This is a genomic window from Streptomyces sp. NEAU-174 (assembly GCF_052665095.1).
In genome coordinates, this window is the sequence record NZ_JBQTCE010000015.1 from 215,825 (window position 1) to 236,459 (window position 20,635).

Annotated in this window: 10 protein-coding genes; 7 read left to right on the forward strand and 3 right to left on the reverse strand. The window is 71.0% G+C overall.

The features are described from left to right. The first annotated feature begins 197 nt into the window (after positions 1–197). The 7 genes from ACT2CW_RS36530 to ACT2CW_RS36560 all read left to right on the forward strand — a co-directional run bounded on the left by ACT2CW_RS36530 (position 198) and on the right by ACT2CW_RS36560 (position 6,564). Complete coding sequence (locus tag ACT2CW_RS36530) at positions 198–1,184, forward strand: class I SAM-dependent methyltransferase (RefSeq protein WP_445519653.1); 987 nt, start codon at positions 198–200, stop codon at positions 1,182–1,184. A gap of 18 nt (positions 1,185–1,202) precedes the next feature. Beyond that, positions 1,203–1,991, forward strand: coding sequence for a 2-keto-4-pentenoate hydratase (locus ACT2CW_RS36535; protein WP_445519654.1), 789 nt, complete (start codon positions 1,203–1,205; stop codon positions 1,989–1,991). Between the two features lie 77 nt (positions 1,992–2,068). After that, positions 2,069–2,977 carry an acetaldehyde dehydrogenase (acetylating) gene (locus tag ACT2CW_RS36540; RefSeq protein ID WP_445519655.1) on the forward strand — a complete coding sequence of 303 codons (909 nt, stop codon included), beginning with the start codon at positions 2,069–2,071 and terminating at the stop codon, positions 2,975–2,977. Continuing rightward, positions 2,977–4,053, forward strand: coding sequence for a 4-hydroxy-2-oxovalerate aldolase (dmpG, locus tag ACT2CW_RS36545; protein WP_445519701.1), 1,077 nt, complete (start codon positions 2,977–2,979; stop codon positions 4,051–4,053). Before ACT2CW_RS36540 ends, dmpG begins: the two co-directional genes overlap by 1 nt. A 20-nt stretch (positions 4,054–4,073) precedes the next feature. Beyond that, positions 4,074–4,331 carry an acyl carrier protein gene (locus tag ACT2CW_RS36550; protein ID WP_445519656.1) on the forward strand — a complete coding sequence of 86 codons (258 nt, stop codon included), beginning with the start codon at positions 4,074–4,076 and terminating at the stop codon, positions 4,329–4,331. Between the two features lie 134 nt (positions 4,332–4,465). Continuing rightward, positions 4,466–5,539 carry a histidinol-phosphate transaminase gene (gene hisC, locus ACT2CW_RS36555; RefSeq protein ID WP_445519657.1) on the forward strand — a complete coding sequence of 358 codons (1,074 nt, stop codon included), beginning with the start codon at positions 4,466–4,468 and terminating at the stop codon, positions 5,537–5,539. A 50-nt stretch (positions 5,540–5,589) separates the two neighbouring features. Then, positions 5,590–6,564, forward strand: coding sequence for an LnmK family bifunctional acyltransferase/decarboxylase (locus tag ACT2CW_RS36560; RefSeq protein WP_445519658.1), 975 nt, complete (start codon positions 5,590–5,592; stop codon positions 6,562–6,564). Positions 6,565–6,627: 63 nt separating this feature from the next. On the opposite strand, the gene ACT2CW_RS36565 is transcribed toward ACT2CW_RS36560, so the two are convergent. The 3 genes from ACT2CW_RS36565 to ACT2CW_RS36575 form a co-directional block, all read right to left on the reverse strand. After that, entirely contained in the window at positions 6,628–7,896 is a 1,269-nt protein-coding gene (locus tag ACT2CW_RS36565) for a cation:proton antiporter (protein WP_445519659.1), read from the reverse strand. Between the two features lie 9 nt (positions 7,897–7,905). Next, positions 7,906–9,342 carry a tryptophan 7-halogenase gene (locus ACT2CW_RS36570; RefSeq protein ID WP_445519660.1) on the reverse strand — a complete coding sequence of 479 codons (1,437 nt, stop codon included), beginning with the start codon at positions 9,340–9,342 and terminating at the stop codon, positions 7,906–7,908. A 166-nt stretch (positions 9,343–9,508) separates the two neighbouring features. Then, positions 9,509–20,560 (reverse strand): type I polyketide synthase, encoded by an 11,052-nt coding sequence (locus ACT2CW_RS36575; RefSeq protein ID WP_445519661.1) that lies wholly within the window; start codon positions 20,558–20,560, stop codon positions 9,509–9,511. Positions 20,561–20,635: the final 75 nt, after the last annotated feature.

Consider the following 20,635-nt stretch of genomic DNA (forward strand, 5'->3'; position numbering starts at 1 on the left):
ACCCGGGCCCGGCGGGGAATGCCTCGACGATGCCCCGCCGGTGTCCGGCCGTGGGGTGGCGCGACCGTAACGGCGGTCGTCACCGATGTCGTTGGCCGCGGGTCACCGAATGATGACACATGGACCCGGCTCGCATGCGCGGGACGCCTTATGACGCCTTACTTCGAGAAGTACCCTCCTCGATTCGGGAGCGACGCATGAACAGGACCGACTCCAGGGAGACCGCCGCCGATCTGGCCGCCGACGCCGCTCTCCTTGAGATCGCCGAGGGCCTCGGCCTTTCCGCCCTCCTGGACCGGGCCGCGCCCTTCACTCTCCACGAGGTGACGGCCGCCGCCGATGTGCCGGAGTCCGGTGCCGCGGCGTTTCTCGACGCACTGCTCTGCGCGGGACTGGTGGAGCGGGGCGAGGACCCGCACCATTTCCTGCCCTGCTCCGACATGGCCGACCGCCGGTACGCGGCCGGCTACCTCTCCTGGGCGCTCAATGCGAACCGCCCGTACATCGACAACGCGACGTCGTTCCTCCGCGAGCCGGCGGCGGCAGGCGCGCGGTACCAGCGGGACGGGCGCCGGGTGGCGGTCTCGTCCCGCTGGATCGGGTCGTACGGCTTCTACCCCGGCGTCATCTCGGAGATCACCAGCCGCAAACCGCGGCGGATCGTGGATCTCGGCGCGGGAGCCGGCGGTCTGCTGATCCACCTGCTGACCGCGCTGCCGGACAGCACCGGACTGGCCCTGGACCTGAGCGCGGCGGCCTGCGAGGAGGCCGAACGGGCCGCCCGGCGGGCGGAGGTGGGCGATCGTCTCGACGTGGTGAACCGTTCGATCGAATCGCTCGTGGACGATCACTCGCCGGTCCGGGACGCGGACGTCGTGCACGCGGGATTCGTGATGCACGACGTGGTGAGCAGGCCCGATGTGCTCGAGGGCGTGCTGCGCGCCTGCCGGGCGTCGATCGCGGACGGGGGGTGTCTCGTGGTGACCGACGCGGTGCCCTACGTCGCCGGTCCGAGGGAGCGGAGCTTCAGCGCGCTCTTCACATACCTGCACTCCAGCTCGATGGACGTCACGCTGCCGCCCGAGGAGGAATGGCACGCCGCGTTCCGTCGGGCCGGGTTCTCCGACGTGACCAGCACACCGCTGCGGATGCCCGGCAGCCGGATGTTCGTGGCCGCCGGATAGGACGGGAGCGCTGTGAGGATGTCGGCCGAAGACACCGTGGCAAGGGCGAGGGCCCTCTACGAGGCGCGCGCGAAGCGGGTACCCATCGCGCCGTTCACCGACGCGGACCCCGCTTTGGGCATGGACGACGGATATGCCGTCCAGCGTGAACTCGTGCGCATGCTGGTCGCGGACGGCGACCGCGTCGTCGGGTACAAGGCGGGCCTCACGTCCGCTGCGATGCAGGAGATGTTCGGCGTCGACACGCCGGACTACGGTCCCGTGCTGGCCTCCACCGTGTACGCCGACGGGGCGACCGTGTCGTGCGACTCGTTCATCGCGCCCAAGGTGGAGGCCGAAATCGTCTTCCGCCTCGGCGCGCCCCTCACGGGTCCCGGCGTCACGCCGGAGCAGGCGCGCGGAGCCGTCGCGGAGGTCATGGCGGGGCTGGAGATCGTCGACTCCCGGATCGAGAAATGGCGCATCGGACTCGCCGACACCATCGCCGATCTCGCGTCGAACGGTGCCGTCGCTCTGGCCCCGCCAGTCGTCTCCGCCGCGGGCCGCGACCCCCGTCTGATCGGCATGGTGTTCTCGCGCAACGGCGAGATCGTGGCCACCGGCGCCGGCGCCGCGGCCCTGGGAGATCCGGTCGCCGTCGTGGCATGGCTGGCGAACGTGCTCGGCGAGCGCGGGGTGTCCCTGGACGCCGGGCAGTTGATCATGACGGGGGCGCTGCACGCCGCGGTCCCGATGAGTCCCGGGGACACGTTCGTCGCCGAGTTCGACCGCTTGGGCTCCATCACTCTGCACGTGGACGGCCCCTAGGCAACCGTCCTTCCGACCGGAACGCCGTACCCGGGCTCGTCAAGGCGGGTCTGCTCACAAGGAAGGGCGGTACAGCCATGAGCAGTACAGCCAGGGAGAGAAGCGGACGACTATCCGCGGCGGTGCTCGGCGCCGGCCTCATCGGAGTCGACCTGGCGGCCAAGATCATGCGTTCGCGTTCCCTCGACTGCCGGCTGGTCGTGGCACGTCACGACGACACACCGGGTCTGCGGCACGCGGCCGGACTCGGGCTGCCGACCGCGACGGGCGGCGTCCAGTCCCTGGTCGACGCTCCGGACCCGTTCGACGTGGTCTTCGACGCCACCAACGCCGTGTCGCACGCCGAGCACGCGGAGCGGTTGAGGCCCCTCGGGGCGATGCTCGTCGATCTGACGCCGAGCAAGGTGGGGCGGATGGTGGTCCCGACCGTGAACGGGGCGGACGTCCTGGACCACGGCGACATCAACATGATCAGTTGTGGCGGTCAGGCGTCGATACCGATCCTGCACGCGATCGCGCGGCAGCATCGGGTCGACTACGTCGAGGTGGTGACCACCGCGGCCAGTCTGAGCGTGGGCCGGTCCACCCGGCTGAATCTCGACGAGTACATCGAGACCACCCAGGACGCGGTCCGTGACTTCACCGGGGTCAAGGACGTCAAGGCGATCCTCAACGTGAGCCCCGCCAGGCCGCCGGCGACCTTCCGGGTCGCCATGTCCGTGCTGGGGGAAGAGCTGACCGCGGAATCGGTGCGCGCTGCCGTGGCGACCGCGACGGAGCAGGTCCGGGCGTTCGCCGGTGGCTTCGAGGTCGCGGCGTGCGTCGTGGACGACGGGAAGGCCCTGATCGCCATCGAGGTCACCTCGTCCGGCGACCGCATCCCGCGGTACGCGGGCAACCTCGACATCATCAACTCCGCCGCGCTGCACATCGCCGAACTGTACGCGGCGTCCCACCTCCCGACTGCCGGCGCGGTGATGTCGTGATCCGGACGGCAGACAGCAAGAGCGGCGGGCGGAAGCCGGTTCTCGTCCATGATCCGACCCTGCGCGACGGACATCACGCGGTCCGCCACAACCTCGGACCCGACCAACTGCGCGGGTACGCGGCCGCCGCGGACGCCGCGGGTGTTCCGGTGGTCGAAGTGGGGCACGGCAACGGCCTGGGCGCGTCCTCCCTCCAGGCCGGCCAGGCTCGGCTCGGCGACGACGAGATGCTGTCCGTCGTGCGGGAGGCCCTGCCGAACAGCAGGATGGGCGTCTTCATGATCCCCGGATGGGGCACCGTCCAGGACCTCAAGAAGGCCATCGCCCACGACGTCGACGTGGTGCGGATCGGCACGCACTGCACCGAGGGGGACCTCGCCGAGCGGCATCTGGGGTTCCTCCGCGACGCCGGTGTCGAAGCGCACGGCGTCCTCCTGATGAGCCACATGGCCAGCCCCCGGCAACTGGCGGAGGAGTGCGCCCGGCTCGTGGAGTACGGGGCGAGCGGGGTGGGGATTCTCGACTCCTCCGGTCATTTCCTCCCGGCAGACGTGGCGGAGCGCATCGGCGCCATCCGCCACGCCGTCGACGTACCGGTGATGTTCCACGGTCACAACAACCTCGGCATGGCCGTGGCCAACTCGGTCGCCGCGGTCGAGGCGGGGGCGAGCATCGTGGACGCCTGCGCCCGGGGCTTCGGGGCGGGGGCCGGCAACACCCAGCTCGAGGTCCTGGTACCCGTGCTGGAGCGGATGGGATTCGCCACGGGCATCGATCTGTACGGTCTCCTGGACGCGGCGGACATCGCCGGACGCGAGCTGATGCCCGCCCCGCCGACCATCGACTCCGTCGGTGTCGTCAGCGGCCTGTCCGGAGTGTTCTCCGGATTCAAGAACCGGGTCCTCGACATCTCCCGGCGCGAGGGGGTCGACCCGCGCGACGTCTTCTTCGAACTGGGCGAGCGCCAAGCGGTGGCCGGCCAGGAAGACCTCATCGTGGACGTCGCACTCGCCTTGCGGGAGGGAGCCCACAGCGGCCGGCCCGCCGGGGAGTCGCGGGCTTCCGGTCAGGTGTGACAGCGAAAGAGGAACAAGCCATGTACGAGGTACTCAAAGGCATCCTGGTGGGCGACCTCCAGATGAGGGAGGAAGCGGTCGTGCCGACGGCCGGCCGCGAGGAGGTGGGTCTCGACTCCCTCACGGCGGTGGAACTTGCGGCGCTGCTGCGCGGCCGGCTCGGCGTCGAGATCCACGACTACGAGCTGATGGACGCCGCCACGGTCGCGGACGTCGCACGTCTGCTGGAGGAGCGGCTGCCGCACGCCGGAGCCGAGGCCGCCGAGGGGCGCCCCTGAGTCCGTCCCGCGACCGCCGGATCACCTGCCGGATACCGCCGGATCACCTGCCGGATACCGCCGGATTACCTGCCAGATCACGACGCACTGGCCTCGCGTGCTGACGCACTGGCCTCGCGTGCTTGGGAGCCCCCTTGTCCTTGCCTCGACTCCGCACGGTCCTCGGCCGTCTCACCGCGTACCAGCCGACCGAAGGGGTGCATGCGGCGGCGGCGCGCACGCGCCCGCTGTCGGCGAACGAATCTCCCCACGGCCCGCTGCCGGGCATCGTGGAAGCGATCGCGGCGGCGGCTTCGACGGTGAACCGCTACCCCGACCCGGGGTGCGGCGAGCTGACGCGTGCGATCGCGCGAACGCACGGGATCGCGGAGGACAGGGTCGTGGTGGGCGCGGGGTCGGTCGCGCTCCTCCAGACACTGCTGCAATCCGTCGGCGACCCCGGCACCGAGGTCGTCTACGCCTGGCGGTCGTTCGAGCTCTACCCCATTCTCGCCGACCTCGCCGGCCTGCGCTCCGTGCGGGTGCCCCTGGTCGAGGACGCGCACGACCTCTCGGCCATGGCCGACCGGATCACCGACGCCACCCGACTGGTCCTCATCTGCAATCCCAACAATCCGACGGGCACGGTGGTCGCCAGGGAGGAGCTGCGGAAGTTCCTGGCGCGCACCCCGCCGACCTGCCTGGTCGCCCTCGACGAGGCGTACTACGAGTACGCGCGCGAGCCGGCCGCCTCAAGTGGCCTGGACCTCGGCGAGGCGCACCCGAATCTCGTGGTGCTGCGCACGTTCTCGAAGGCGTATGGACTCGCCGGCCTCCGGGTCGGCTACCTCGTGGGTGATCCCCGCGTGGTCGAGCAGCTGCGCAAAGCCTGCCTCGTCTATGCGGTGAACGGGATCGCGCAGCGAGCGGCCGTGGCGGCCCTCGGGCTCGAGGACCAGTTGTTGCGCCGCGTCGACGCCACGGTCGCGGAACGCGGCCGAGTCCGGGACGCCCTGGTGGCCCATGGCCGGGACGTTCCGGCCAGCCAGGCCAACTTCCTCTGGCTCCGGCTGGGCGATGCCTCGGCCGAGTTCGGCAGGTGGTGCACGGGCAGGGGCATCGCCGTGCGGACGTTTCCGGGCGAGGGCGTGCGCGTGTCGATCGGCCGCGCCGAGGACAACGACGCCTTCCTCGCCGCATCGGCCGAATGGCTCAGGCACCCCTGGTGAGCCAACCCCGCGACATGGCTCACTCAGCCCGATCAGAAAGGCAGGGAACGGTGCATCGGAGCACTACGACACGGCCCGACCGGGAGGTGGACGACAGTTCGCTGTCCCGCCACGTGGTCGTCGCCCCGGGCATGTGCAGTGGCGGATCACTCGTCTTCGGTCAGATCGGGGACTGGACCTGGGAGGCGGTGGCTGCCGCCTGCCGCACCAATGTGCACGCGGCCCGCACCTCCGAGGGGCAGCCCGCCTATCTGTCCTTCTACTACTTCCACGTACGCGGCGGGGACGTCGTCCATCCGCACGGCCTCAGCTTCGGCGACGAACTCCAGGTGACCTCCCGGGTGTTCCAGTTCGGCAGCCAGTCGGTGATCACGCTCCACCGGCTCGCACCGGCGGGGCTGGGCCTGGCCGACACACCGCTGGATCCCGCGGAGCTGTACGAGCGCCCCCATCCGGACTGTCTCTACGCCGAGAACTTCAACCGCTGGATCGCCCGTAGCCGCCCGAGCAGCAACCGGCGGTTGTCCCAGGTCGCGCCGCCGGACTTCGCCTACGGCGACCTCCCCCGGCTGCCCAACTCCTACTCGCCGCGCACCCTCGTCGGACGCGCCCGCGAGGCGGGCAGCTTCTACTCGGCGGCGCCGCCCGGCCTCGTCGCGGCCGGGCCGGCCCACACGTCCGAGTACACGCTGGACGTCGTGCGCGACCTCAACGGTGCCGGGCTGGTGTACTTCGCCTCGTACTTCTCGATCTTCGACACGGCGCTGCTGCGCGTGTGGCGGTCGCTAGGCCGCGGCGACGAGCAGTTCCTGCGGCGCAAGGTGGTCGACCAGAAGGTCGGGTACTTCGGCAACGCCGACCCGGGCGCGGTGTTCACCATCACGGTGCACAGGTGGCGCAGCACGGCGCGGCCGCGGATCGAGATCGCCGACATGACCATGTGTGACTCCGGCACGGGTCGTCTGCTCGCCGTCGCCGGTATCGAGATCGACCTCGATGCGTCCTCCGCGGACGCGTCGCCGTGACATCCGCGGACGCGTCGCCGTGATACTCGCCCTCCGGGCCGGTATCAGCACCGCGCTCGGCCGCTACCCGGCGACGTACCCGCGGAAGCCTTGCCGCTCGTACTCGAACTCTCCGAGCTGTCGCGCGTCCCCACCGGCGCGCCGCTCCAGGACGCGCAGCATCGGCCCGGTCATGGCGGTGGTCACCAGAGCCATGAGAATCATCAGGGAGTAGAAAGAAGCGTCGATCACGCCCAGTTCGAGACCCGCGGTCAACAGCACGATCTCGGTGAGACCGCGGGTGTTCATCAACGCGGCCAGGGCGGTCGCCTGGAGCATGGGAATCCCGCTCAGCCGCGCACCCGCGAAGGCACCGAGGAACTTTCCGGCGAGTGCGACGAGCAGGATGAGGACGAGTTCCCCGAGTCCGGCGAAGCCGATCCCGGAGAGGTCCACCCGCAGTCCCGACAGGACGAAGTACACGGGCAGCAGAAGAACACCGCTGATCGACTCGATGTGTCCGGTGAGCTCGGACTTGGCATCCGCCCGCTCAGTGCGGGGTGTCACCGTACCGAAGAGGAAGGCCCCGAAGATGAAGTGGATCCCCACCCACTCGGCGGCCCAGCAGGAGAGCATCAGCCCAGCCATGACGCCCACCAGTGGGCCGCCCGTGCCCCCGCTCCCCTCCACCGCGGTGAACGCCCGGCGCAGCAGCGGGCGTACCAACGTCACCATAACGATCAGGCCGAGGGGCACCAGCAGCAACCGCGCCTGACCGGTGCCCCCGTTGACGGTCACGACGAGGCCGAGAAGCAGCCAGGCCAGAACGTCGCCGATCCCGGCGCCGGCCAGGGCGATGCCACCGAGACGGGTCCGGTCCAGTCCGTAGTCGGTCAAGATCCTGGCCAGCACCGGGAACGCCGTGACCGACATCGCCGGGCCCAGGAAGAGCACGAAACCGGTCTGGCTGTGTACGTGGTGATCGCGGACCAGGTACAGCGCGAGCAGCACACCGAGGACGAAGGGCACCGCCACGGAACAGAGCGAGATCCGAAGGGCGACCCGCGCCTTGTCACGCAATTCGTCGAAGGGCAGCTCATAACCGATGACGAACATGAACAGGGCGAGGCCGACGTTGGCAAACGCCGCCAACAGCGGGCGCGTGTCCGCGGGGAACAGGAAATCCGCGAGGGCACCCCCGAACAGCGATGGCCCGATGAGGATTCCGGCCAGGATCTCCCCGACCACCGCAGGCTGTCGCAGGAGACGGGCCCCGGCGCCGAACAGCGTGCCGAGCACGAGGACGGCGACGAGGCCGAGGAACAGCCACTGAACCTGGTGAGTGGTCAGCACATGGGTCCCTCAGGAAGCGGGCTGTTCGGGGCGAGCCCAGTGCATGCCGTCGGGTGACTCGACCAGACCGCCCTCGTACAGGGGAGCGTCCCCCAGGCTCTCCCCGAAGAGCGCCTGGACCTGAACCCGGGATCCCTGCCAGTGGATCTTCCGCGACCGCTCCAGCAGATCCGCCCTGCGCTCCTGGCTGAAGGAGGGCGCGGTACCGATCAGTGCCTCCTCATTGGACGCGCCGCCGCCCACCAGTTCCGCGAAGGACTCCGCCGCCGGGGCAGAACTCCCGATGACGCTCTTCGCCTTGCGGAAGTACGCGTGTTCATCATTCTGTAGGTCGTAGAAGGCGACCAGGAAGTCGTGGAATACGTCGTACTCCCTGCGGTAACGGGTTTCGTACTCGCGGAAGCAATGAGCCTCGTCGATGGCGCCGCGCAGTGTGGTGTTGATCGATCGGGCCGCCAACAGGGCACTGTAGGTGGACAGATGAACGCCGGAGGAGAAGAGCGGGTCGATGAAGCAGGCGGCGTCGCCGACCAGCACCATGCCGGGCCGCCAGAAATTCTCCTGAATGTAGGAGTAATCCTTGCGGACGCGGACCTGCCCGTACGGCCCCTCCGTGACGCGCTCCGCCTCCGACAGGTAGTCGGCGATGAGCGGGCACTCGTCGATCAGGGACTCCAGCACCTTGTCCCGGGGCCCGTCCTGGAGGCGTGCCAGCGCCTCACGCCTCAGCACCGCACCGACACTGGTGAGCTCATCGGAGAGGGGGATGTACCAGAACCAGCCGAGATCGAAGGACGCGCAGGTGATGTTGCCCGTCCAAGGGGCGGGCGCTCGCCTTCCGCCTGTGTAATAACCGAAGAGGGCGATGTTCTGGAAGACGTCCGAGTACGTGCGCGCACCGCCGATCCGCTTGTGGATGCGGCTCTTGTTTCCCGAGGCATCCGCCACGAACCTGGCGCGGACCTCCCGCCGGACGCCTTCGGCGTCGTCGTACCGCACACCGCGGATCCGGCCCTCCTCCTCGAGCACGTCCACGACCTCGCTGCGCTCACGGACGTCCACACCCTTGCTGCGGGCATTGTCGAGGAGGATCTTGTCGAACTTCATGCGCTCGACCTGGTAGGCGTAGGAGGTCGGGCCCGAGAACTTTTCGGAGACGGAGAAATCAAAGGTCCAGGGCTCGGCGTTGAGCCCCCAGCGGAAGGTGCCTCCGTGCTTCTTCATGAAGCCGGAATTCGCCAGCTCATCCGTGACTCCGAGGAGGCGGCAGATTCCGTGCACAGTGGAGGGGAGCAGCGACTCGCCGATCTGGTGCCGCGGGAACTCCTCCTTTTCCAGGAGCAACACCCGATGGCCCTGGAGGGCCACCAGTGTCGACAGCGTGGATCCACCAGGACCGCCCCCGACGACCACTACGTCATAATCTGACTGAACAGCAGAATTCACGCCTTTCGCTGCCTCTCATATCGTTCGCCGGTGGGTCATGTCGTTCGCCGGTGGGCAAGGGTTCTCCACATCTCTGCCATCATCACCGCGCGGCAGTGAGCCCGGCATCGGCGAGAGCCACCGTTACACGACGTGCCTCAGCCCGCGTCGGTCGCGACCGACGCCGTCATGCCCGGTCTCGTGGCCGCAGCCGGGGCCTCGGTCGCTCGGGGGGAGCCGCGTACGTGGCGAGCAGGTGGCCGGCCAGAGCGGTCGGCGTGGCGTGGGCGAACACCGTCGCGGCGGTGAGCTGGATGCCCGTGGCCGCGCCGAGCCGGTTGCGCAGGCGCATGGCGGTCAGGGAGTCGAATCCCACCTCGGTGAAGCGGCGGCCGGGGGCGATCGCGTCCACGCCGGTGTGCCCCAGCACGGCGGCGGCATGGGCGCGCACGAGTTCCAGCAGCTCCCGGCTCCGTTCGGTCTCGGGCAGGGATTGGAGGCGCCTGGCGAGCGCGGCCGGATCCTCGGCCCGCGCCACGTCGGTGTCGTCGGCCGCGTCAGTCATGAGCTGCCGCACTTCCGGGATGCCGCTGAGCAACCGTTCCAGCGGGCGGGCCTCGAACGCACCGATGAAGCGAGGCCAGTCGGCGTCGACGACGACGGAGGTCTCGCCCTCCGCCAGTGACCGCTCCAGCGCCCTGAGGGCCGACCGCGGATCCATCGGGGCCAGACCACCGCGCCGGACGTCGTGGCCGGCCTCGCCGCCGCCGACGGCCATGTCGTCGTCGGCCCATGGCCCCCACGCCACCGAGGTGGCCGTCAGCCCCTCGGCCCGCCGCCGCTCGGCCAGCGCGTCCACAAGTGCGTCCGCCACCGCGTGGTTCGCCTGCCCGGCAGCACCCACGACGCCCGCCAACGAGGAGAACAGCACGAACGCGGAGAGCCCCAAGTCCCGGGTGGCCTCGTGCAGATGCCACGCCGCGGCGCTCCTCGACCGCAGGACCTCCTCGAACCGCTCCACGGTCAGCGCTTCCAGCGCACCGTCGTCCAGGACCCCGGCCGTGTGCACGACTCCTGTCAGCGGCGCCCGCGCTGTCACGTCCGCCACCAACTCGGCGACGGCCGTCCGGTCACCCACATCGCAGGCCACCAACTCCACCCGCGTGCCCAGCCCCTCCAGTTCCTTGCGCAAATCGTCCGCCCCGTCGGCACCGGGGCCGCGGCGGGACACGAGCACCAAGCGCTCGGCGCCGGCGCGCGCCAGCCACCGCGCCACATGCCGACCCAACGCTCCCGTACCGCCGGTGACCAGCACGGTCCCCGAGGGCCGCCACCCCGCACCGCGGTGTCCGCCCGCGGCGGCCCGCACCACACGGCGGCAGAACACACCCGCGCCCCGGACCGCCACCTCGCTCTCGCCCGAGCCGCCGCCGAGCACCCACGCCAGACGATCCGTGACCCACCCGTCCAGCACGTCCGGCAGGTCCACCACCCCGCCCGAACGCTCCGGCGCCTCCAGGCCGACCACACGTCCCAGACTCCACACCCCGGCCTGCTCCGTGCTCCGCACCCGTTCCGCGCCGTTCACCGACATGGCCCCGCGCGTGACGCACCACACCGGGGCCCGCACCCCCACCTCGCCCGCCGCCTGCACCATGGCCAGCGTCAACGCCACGCCCAGTGACACCGACCCATGCACCGCGTGCCGTCCCTCCGCGAGCGCCAGCAGCGACAGCACGCCGACGATCCCCGCGTCGCCGGCCCGTGCCAGCGCCGCGCGCAACGGTCCGGCCACCGCGTCGCCGTCCGTGGCGCCCGACGCGAGCTCCACGACCACCGGGGACGCCCCGCGCTCCGCCATCGACTTCACCACGTGCGACACCCACGCGTCCCCGGTGTGCCCCTGGGGGACGACCACCAGCCACGCCCCCGTCAGCGTGCCCGTCCCACCGGCCACCGGCGACCACGCCACCCGGTAGCGCCAGGCGTCCACCGACTCCAGCTCCCGCCGACGCCGCCGCCACGCCGACAGCACCGGGAGCACCGCCGCCAGCGACTCACCGGCGCCGTCCCCGTCCTCGACCGACAGCTCGCTCGCGAGCGCGCTCGCGTCACCACGCTCCACCGCCTCCCAGAAACCGGCGTCCGCCAGGCCCCCGGGCAGCGCGTCACCGGCCGTCGTCGCAGCGGTCCCGGCGGTCGAGCGCAGCCAGAAGTGCTCCCGTTGGAAGGCGTACGTGGGCAGGTCCACGCGCCGCGGCGACGAGCCGCCGGCAGCGATGACGGCTGCCCAGTCCACTGCCATGCCCCGCACATACGCCTGGGCGAGCCCGTCGACGACCGAGCTGGTCTCGTCCACGTCCCTCCGCAGGACCGGCGCGAACACCGCGTCGGGCAGGCACTCCTGCCCCATTCCGGAAAGCACACCGTCGGGACCGAGTTCGACGAACGTCGTCACTCCCCGCCCGGCCAGGGCCGCCACCCCATCGGCGAAGCGCACCGTCTCCCGCACATGCCGCACCCAGTAGTCAGGCGCGCACAACTCCTCGGCCGAGGCCACCGCGCCCGTCACGTTCGACACCACCGGAACGCGCGGCGCGCGGAAGGAGAGCCCGTCCACCACCTCGCGGAACGGGGCGAGCATCGGCTCCGTCAACGGCGAGTGGAAGGCATGCGACACCCGCAGCCGCTTCGCCTCCACGCCCCGTTCCGCCAACACCCCCACCACCTCGGCCACCGCCGCTTCCCGTCCCGAGAGCACGACGGACCCGGGGCTGTTGACCGCCGCGACGCTCACCTCGTCCGCATGCGCCGCCAGCAGCGGCGACACCTCCGCCTCCGCCGCCCGCACCGACACCATCACCCCGCCCCCAGGCAACTCCCCCATCAACCGGCCCCGAGCCGCCACCAACGCACAGGCGTCCGCCAACGACAACACCCCCGCCACATGTGCTGCCACCACCTCCCCCAGCGAATGACCACCCACGAAATCCGGCCGCACACCCCACGACTCCACCAGCCGGAACAGAGCCACCTCGACCGCGAACAATCCACACTGCGTGAACTCCGTCCGGGCCAACGCGTCCTCGTCCCCGAACACCACCTCCCGCAACGACCGGTCCAGCAGGGCGTCGAACCGGGCGCACGCCGCGTCGAACGCCTCCGCGAACGCGGGGAAGCGCTCGTACAGCTCCCGCCCCATGCCGACGCGCTGGCTGCCCTGCCCCGAGAACAGCACCGCCGACTTCCCGGGAAGAACGGCGCCGCGCACCACACCGGCCGCCGGCTTCCCCGACGACAGAGCCGCCAGGCCCGCCAGCAGCCCGTCACGCCCCGCGGCCAGCACCACACCGCGGTGCTCGAACACCGACCGGGACGTCACGAGTGACGACGCCACCGCCGCGGGCGACAGGCCGTCATCAGCCCGCACGAACTCCGCCAAGCGCTCCGCCTGGGCGCGCAGCGCCACCTCCGACCGCGCGGAAACCACACACGCCACCACACCCGCGTCATCCGCTGACGCCTCCACACGCTCCTCCTCGTGCGGAGCCTGCTCCACGATCACGTGTGCGTTCGTCCCGCTGATCCCGAACGACGACACACCCGCACGCCTCGGCGCTCCCTCCGCAGGCCACGCCACCGCGTCCCGCAGCAGCTCCACCCCGCCGGCCGGCCAATCCACGTGCGGCGTCGGCTCGTCGATGTGCAGCGAGGGCGGCAGCACACCGTGCCGCAGCGCGAGCACCATCTTGATCACACCGGCCACACCAGCGGCCGCCTGGGTGTGCCCGATGTTCGACTTCAACGACCCCAGCCACAACGGCCGGCCTCCGCCCGCCCGTTCGCGCCCATACGTCGCCAGCAGCGCCTGCGCCTCAATCGGATCCCCCAGCCTCGTCCCCGTACCATGCGCCTCCACCGCGTCGACTTCCGCCGCCGACACCCCCGCGTCCGCCAGCGCCGCCCGAATCACCCGCTGCTGCGACGGACCATTCGGCGCCGTCAGCCCGTTCGACGCGCCGTCCTGATTCACCGCACTGCCACGCACCACCGCCAGCACCCGATGCCCCCGCCGCCGGGCATCGGACAACCGCTCCACCACCAGCACCCCCGCCCCCTCGGCGAGCGATGTCCCGTCCGCGCCCGACGCGAACGCCTTGCACCGCCCGTCGAGTGCCAGACCGCGCTGCCTGCTGAAACCCATGAGCGGGCCGGGATTCGGCATGACGGCGACACCGCCGGCCAGCGCCATGTCGCACTCGCCCTGACGCAGCGACCGCACCGCCAGATGCAAGGCCACCAGCGATGATGAACACGCCGTGTCCACCGTCACCGCGGGCCCTTCGAAGCCGAAGGCGTACGCCACGCGCCCGGACAGGACGCTGGCCGCGCTCCCCGTCATCAGGTGGCCTTCGGAACCCTCCACCGCCTCGTGCAGCCGCGGGCCGTACTCCTGGTAGTGGGAGCCGACGAAGACACCTGTCCTGCTGCCGCGCAGCGACGACGCGACCAGCCCGGCACGTTCGAGCGCCTCCCACGAGGTCTCCAGCACCAGACGCTGCTGCGGGTCCATCGCCTCGGCCTCACGTGGTGAGATCCCGAAGAACTCCGCGTCGAACTCGCCCGCGGCGTAGAGGAACCCGCCCTCACGCGCATACGTCTTGCCGGGCGCGTCGGGGTCCGGGTCGTAGATGCCGTCGAGATCCCATCCACGGTTGGTGGGCAGTCCGCCGATCGCGTCCCCACCGGAGACGACGAGCTGCCACAAATCCTCCGGGGACATCACGCCGCCCGGGTAGCGGCAGCTCATCCCGACGATCGCGATGAGGTCGTCGTCGGACGTGCCATCGCCTCCGCCGGCCGGGGAGGGCGTCGCCGCCGCGCCGTCGGCGTCGGCCCGCCCCGCCAGTTCGGCCAGGATGTATGCGCTCAGTGCCCTGCTGTTCGGGTAGTCGAAGGCCAGCGTGGCGGGCAGCCGCAGCCCGGTCGTCGCGCTCAGCAGATTGCGCAGCTCGACGGCGGTCAGGGAGTCGAGACCGAGATCCTTGAACGCCCGGTCGGGCTCGACCGCGTCCGGCGTGGCATGCCCCAACACGGCCATCATCTGCGTGTGGATGAGCTCCAGCACGGTGTGGCCGCGGTCGGCGGGACTCATGCCGAGCAACCGCTGCCGCCATTCGGTGGCCTGGTCGACCGTGCGGAGCGCCTCGGCGTGGTTGAGGGTGCGTCGTGCGGGGACCGACCGCCGTATGAGCCCCTTGAGCATGGCGGGTACCGCGGCGCCGGAGGCGGCCGGGGCACCGGTGTCCAGCCGGGCGGGTACCACCAGGCTCTCCGCCAGGGCGTGCGCCGCGTCGAAGAGCCGCAACCCCTCGTCGGACGAGAACGGCACCACACCGACCCGCGCCATCCGCGACAGATCCGCCTCGCCGAGGTGCTCCGTCATACCGGAACGCTCGGCCCACATGCCCCACGCCAGCGACACGCCGGCCAAACCCAGAGCACGGCGATGCGCGGCGAGCCCATCCAGAAACGTATTCGCCGCCGCGTAATTCGCCTGCCCCGCCGAGCCCAATACACCGGCGGCCGACGAGAACAACGCGAACACCGCGACATCGTGGCGCCGCGTCAACTCATGCAGATTCCATGCCCCGGCCACCTTCGCCCGCAGCACCGCGTCAACCCGCTCCGGCGTCAGCGACGCCACGGTCGCGTCGTCCAACACGCCCGCGGCATGCACCACGCCCGTCACACCACGTCCGCCGGGCATCCGCGCCAGCACCTCCGCCAGGGCGTCGCGATCCGCCACATCGCATGCGGCGACGGTCACCGACGCACCCATGCCCGTCAGCTCCGCCTCGAGCTCCGGCATGCCCTCGGCCGTCGGGCCACGTCGGCTGACCAGCAGCAAGTGACGCACTCCACGCTCGGCCACCAGATGCCGGGCCACCAAACCACCCAACACGCCGCCCGCCCCCGTCACCAGCACAACCCCCTCCGGATCCAAGGCGGCCGGAACGCTCAACACCAACTTCCCCACATGCCGCGCCTCGCGCATAAACCGATACGCCTCACCCGCCCGGCGCACATCCCACACCCGCGTCGGCAATCGCGTGAGCGCACCCTGCTCGAAAAGGCCGACGATCTCGGTGAGCATCTCCCCGATGCGCTCCGGCCCCGCCTCCATCAGGTCGAACGCCCGGTATGTCACACCGGGGTGCGCCGCCGCCACCTCGTCGGCGGACCGCACGTCCGCCTTCCCCATCTCGATGAAGCGCCCGCCCTCGCCGAGCAGCCGCAGCGAGGCGTCGACGTACTCACCCGCCAGGGAGTCCAGCACGACATCAACACCGCGACCACCCGACACCGAGCGGATCCGCTCCTCGAACTCCAGCGACCGCGACGACGCCAGATGCGCGTCGTCAACTCCCAGACCGCGCAGTACGTCCCACTTACCAGGGCCGGCGGTGGCGAAGACCCGGAGGCCGAACACCCGCGCCAGCTGCACCGCAGCCATCCCCACTCCACCGGCCGCCGAGTGCACCAGCAGCGACTCACCGGGCCGCACACCCGCCAGCTCGCGCAACGCGTACAACGCCGTGACGAACACCACCGGAACGGACGCGGCTTCGGCGAATGACCAGCCGTCCGGGATCCGGGTCAGGGTGCGGTGATCCGCCACCGCCAGCGGCCCGAAACCGCCGGTCCACAGACCCATCACGCGATCGCCGACGGCGCAGGACTCGACCCCCGGGCCGGTGGCCACCACGACACCGGCTCCCTCACTTCCCATCAGCGCCCGGTGGTCCGGATACATGCCCAGCGAGATGAGCACATCGCGGAAGTTCAGCCCCGCCGCGCGTACGGCGACGCGCACCTCGAACTCACCCAGTTCACGAGCCACGTCCCCAGCCGCCGCCAGGGTCAGCCCCTCCAGCGTCCGCTCCTTCGAAGGCTCCAGCCGCCATGGCCGCCCCTCCGCCACGGGCACCAACACTCCACTCGCCGGGCCTTGGGTCAGGCGCGGCACCAGTACCTCACCCCCGCGCACGGCCACCTGGGGTTCCCCGGTCAGCACCGCCTCGCGCAGAGCGTCCAGCGAAGCGCCGGCGTCGTCCACGTCCAGCAGGACCAACCGCTCCGGGTGCTCGGCCTGCGCCGAGCGCACCAGTCCCCACACCGGGGCCGCGGCCAGATCACGCACATCCTCACCGGCCTCGACCGCCACCGCGCCCCGCGTGACCACGACCAACCGGGACCCGGCGAACCGCTCCTCCGCCAGCCACCCCTGTACCAGGCGCAGAACCCGGTCAACCGCCGCGCTCACCCCGGACACGACGCTCCGATCACCAACAGAACACGCGCATACCACCACAACATCGGGCACGCGCTCGCCCAGCTCATCGAAGTCCGCGAACCCCTCCGCCCCCCACACCTCGGTCAGCCCGACATCATCCTCCCCGACCACCGCACACTCCTGTGCTCCAACCTCCGGCCCCGCGGCCGGCGGCGCGGGCACCCACTCGACGCGATACAACGACTCCGCCACGCCGGCAGCGGCCGCGAACTCCCCCTCCCCCACCGGACGTGTCACCAAGGCATCCGCCGACGCCACCGGCACCCCCGCACCGTCGGCCACCACTACCGACACCGCGCCATCGCCGGCCGGCGCCAGCCGCACCCGCACCGCCGAAGCCCCGACCGCGTACAACGAGACACCACTCCACGCGAACGGCAACCGGACTCCCCCGGTTTTCGTATCGGTTTCCCTATCGGCTTCCGTATCGTGGTGGACCAACCAGACGTGAAGCGCCGCGTCCAGCAACGCGGGATGTACCCCGAACCGGCTCGCCTCGGTTCGTACGTCCTCCGGCAGCGCCACTTCGGCGAAGAGCTCATCACCCCGGCGCCAGGCGGCCCGCAGACCACGAAACGCCGGGCCGTACGCGAGCCCAGTGGCCGCCAGCCGCTCGTAGAGCCCCGCGGTCTCGACCGCCTGAGCGCCGGTCGGCGGCCAGACGCTCAGATCCGCGGAGGGCGCTGCCGGGCTCAGCGCGGTCAGTGTGCCTCGCGCGTAACGCGTCCATGACTCGCTCGGCGCGTCGTCGCGGCGCGCGTATACGCCGAATTCGCGGAGTCCCGTCTCCTGCGGCCCGCTCACGACCAGGTGCACCTGGAGCGCGCCCTCTTCGGGCAGCACCAGCGGCGTCTCGAGCGTGAGCTCTTCCAGCCGATCGCATCCGGCGGCGTCTCCCGCTCGCAACGCCAATTCGACGAACGCCGTGCCGGGCAGGACGGCACGGCCCAGCACCGCATGGTCGGCGAGCCAGGCATGGGTACGGAGCGACAGGCGGCCCGTCAACAGCAGACCATCGGAGTCGGGCAATTGAACCACGGCTCCCAGCAGGGGGTGCCCGGCCGAGGCCAGCCCCGCCGACGACACGTCATCGGCCTCCGTGGTCTCGGACTCCAGCCAGTAGCGGCGACGCTGGAAGGCGTACGTGGGCAGGTCCACGCGGCGCGCGCCGGTACCGGCGAACACCTCCCGCCAGTCGACGTCGGCGCCACCCACGTATGCCTCGGCGACAGACTTCAAGAACCGCGCCGGCCCACCCTCGTCACGACGCAGTGACCCGACCACCGTGGCCCGCGTTCCGTGGTCATCGGCTGTCTGCTCGATCCCCATGGTCAGTACCGGATGGGCACTGACCTCCACAAACACCTGGATACCCTCGCCCAGCACAACCCGTACCGTCTCATCGAAGCGGACGGTCCGCCGCAGGTTCCGATACCAGTAGGCGGCATCCAACTCCGCCGTATCCAGCACCCCGCCGGTCACCGTCGAATAGAACGGCACCGCCGACGACCGTGGAGCGATCCCCGCGAGGTCGCGAAGCAACTCGTCCTCGATCGCCTCCACATGTGCGGAGTGCGAGGCGTAATCCACCGGAACCCGGCGTGCCCGTACTCCGTCACGTTCGCACCGCACCAGCAGTTCCTCGAGCGCGTCGGTGTCACCCGACACCACCACGGCCGAGGACCCGTTCACCGCCGCCACCGACAGCCGTTCGCCCCACGCGGACAGCCGCTCCCGCACCTCGGCGACGGGAAGGCCGATGGACACCATGCCGCCCCGGCCCGACAGCGCCCGCAACGCCCGACTGCGCAGCGCGACCACGCGTGCCGCGTCCTCCAACGACAGCCCGCCCGCGACACACGCGGCCGCGATCTCCCCCTGGGAGTGACCGATCACCGCCGCCGGCACCACGCCGTACGAACGCCACAGCTCGGCCAAGGACACCATCACCGCCCACAGCACCGGCTGCACCACGTCCACCCGGCCCAACCAGCCGTCCCCGCCGGTGCTCCGCAGGACGTCCAGCGGCGACCAGTCCACATACGGCGCCAACGCGACGGCGCACTCGTCCATCCGCTCCGCGAACACCGGCGAGGAATCCAACAGCTCCGCCGCCATCCCGGCCCACTGCGATCCCTGTCCCGGAAAGACGAGCGCCACCGCGGTGCCGTGTCGTGCAACGCCCGTGACGAGCCCCGGAGTGTCGTGGTCCGCGACGTACTTCTCCAGCTCGCGTACGGCGCCCGCGTGGTCCGGCGCGAGGACCACCGCGCGGTGGTCGAAGACGGTCCGGGTGGTCCCGAGGGCCAGGCCGGTGTGGACCGCGGCGACCTCCGGATGCCTGCGCGCATGGTCCAGCAGCCGGGCGGCCTGGCCGCGCAGAGCCGCCGCGGACCTGGCCGAGAACGCCCACGGGACGAGTGGGAGCGATGCCGAGGCCACCGCGGGCGGTACGGCGCCGTCATCCGACGCGCCGTCCGCCTCGCCCTCCAGCGGGTGGGGCGCCTGCTCGATGATGGCGTGCGCGTTGGTGCCGCTGATGCCGAACGAAGAGACACCTGCCCGGCGCGGTAGCTCACCCTGCTGCCAGGGGGTGGCCTCGGCGAGGAGCCGGACGTGGCCGGCCGACCAGTCGACGTGCGGCGACGGCTCCTCGATGTGCAGGGTGGGCGGCAGCACGCCGTGCCGCATGGCCAGCACCGTCTTGATGACACCGGCCACGCCCGCGGCGGCCTGGGTGTGCCCGATGTTGGACTTCACCGAGCCCAGCCACAACGGCCGGTCCCCGTCCCGCTCCTGCCCGTACGTGGCCAGCAGCGCCTGCGCCTCGATCGGATCGCCCAGCGTCGTACCCGTACCGTGCGCCTCCACGACGTCGACCTCGGCCGCGGTCAGCCCCGCGTCCGCCAGCGCCGCCCGGATCATCCGCTGCTGCGACGGGCCGTTCGGCGCGGACAGCGCGCTGCTGGCCCCATCCTGGTTGACCGCCGTGCCGCGTACGACGGCCAGCACCGGATGGCCGTCGCGGTGCGCGTCGGACAGCCGCTCCAGGAACAGCATGCCGGCGCCTTCGGCGAGCCCGAAGCCATCCGCGGCGGCCGAGAAGGGTTTGCACCGGCCGTCCGGGGCGAGCCCGCGCTGCCGGCTGAAGCCGATGAAGGTGCCGGGCGTGGACATGACCGTGACACCGCCGACCAGCGCGCCGGAGCACTCTCCTTGGCGCAGGGACCGTACGGCCAGGTGCAGGGCCACCAGCGAGGACGAGCACGCCGTGTCCACGGTCACCGCGGGGCCCTCCAGCCCGAGGGTGTAGGCGAGGCGTCCGGACACGACGCTGAGGGCAGTGCCGGTCATCAGGTGGCCCTCGACACCATCGGTCGCCCTGTGCAGGCGCGGGCCGTAGTGCGGGGTGACGGTTCCGACGAAGACGCCGGCCCGACTTCCCTTGAGCGACGCGGGATCGATGCCCGACCGTTCGATGGCTTCCCACGACGTCTCCAGCAGCAGCCGCTGCTGCGGGTCCATCGCCAGCGCCTCACGCGGCGAAATCCCGAAGAAGTCGGCGTCGAAGTCCCCCGCGTCGCTGAGGAAGCCGCCTTCGCGGGTGTAGGAGGTACCCGGCCGGTCCGGATCCGGGTCGTACACGGCGTCGACGTCCCAGCCACGGTCCTCGGGAAAGGCCGTGATCGCGTCCTGCGCACCGGCCAGCAGCTCCCAGAACTCCTCGGGAGTCCGCACACCCCCGGGGTAGCGGCAGCTCATCCCGACGATCGCGATCGGCTCGCGCGCCGCCGCCTCCACTTCCTGAAGGCGCTGTCGGGTCTCATGTAGATCGGCGGTCACCCGTCGGAGGTAGCCGAGGAGCTTTTCGTGGTCCGACATCAATACCTCACGGGATTGAGCTTGGGAAGCTTGGGTGTACGGCGTGCGGTTGGTGTACGGCGTGCGAGAGCGTGC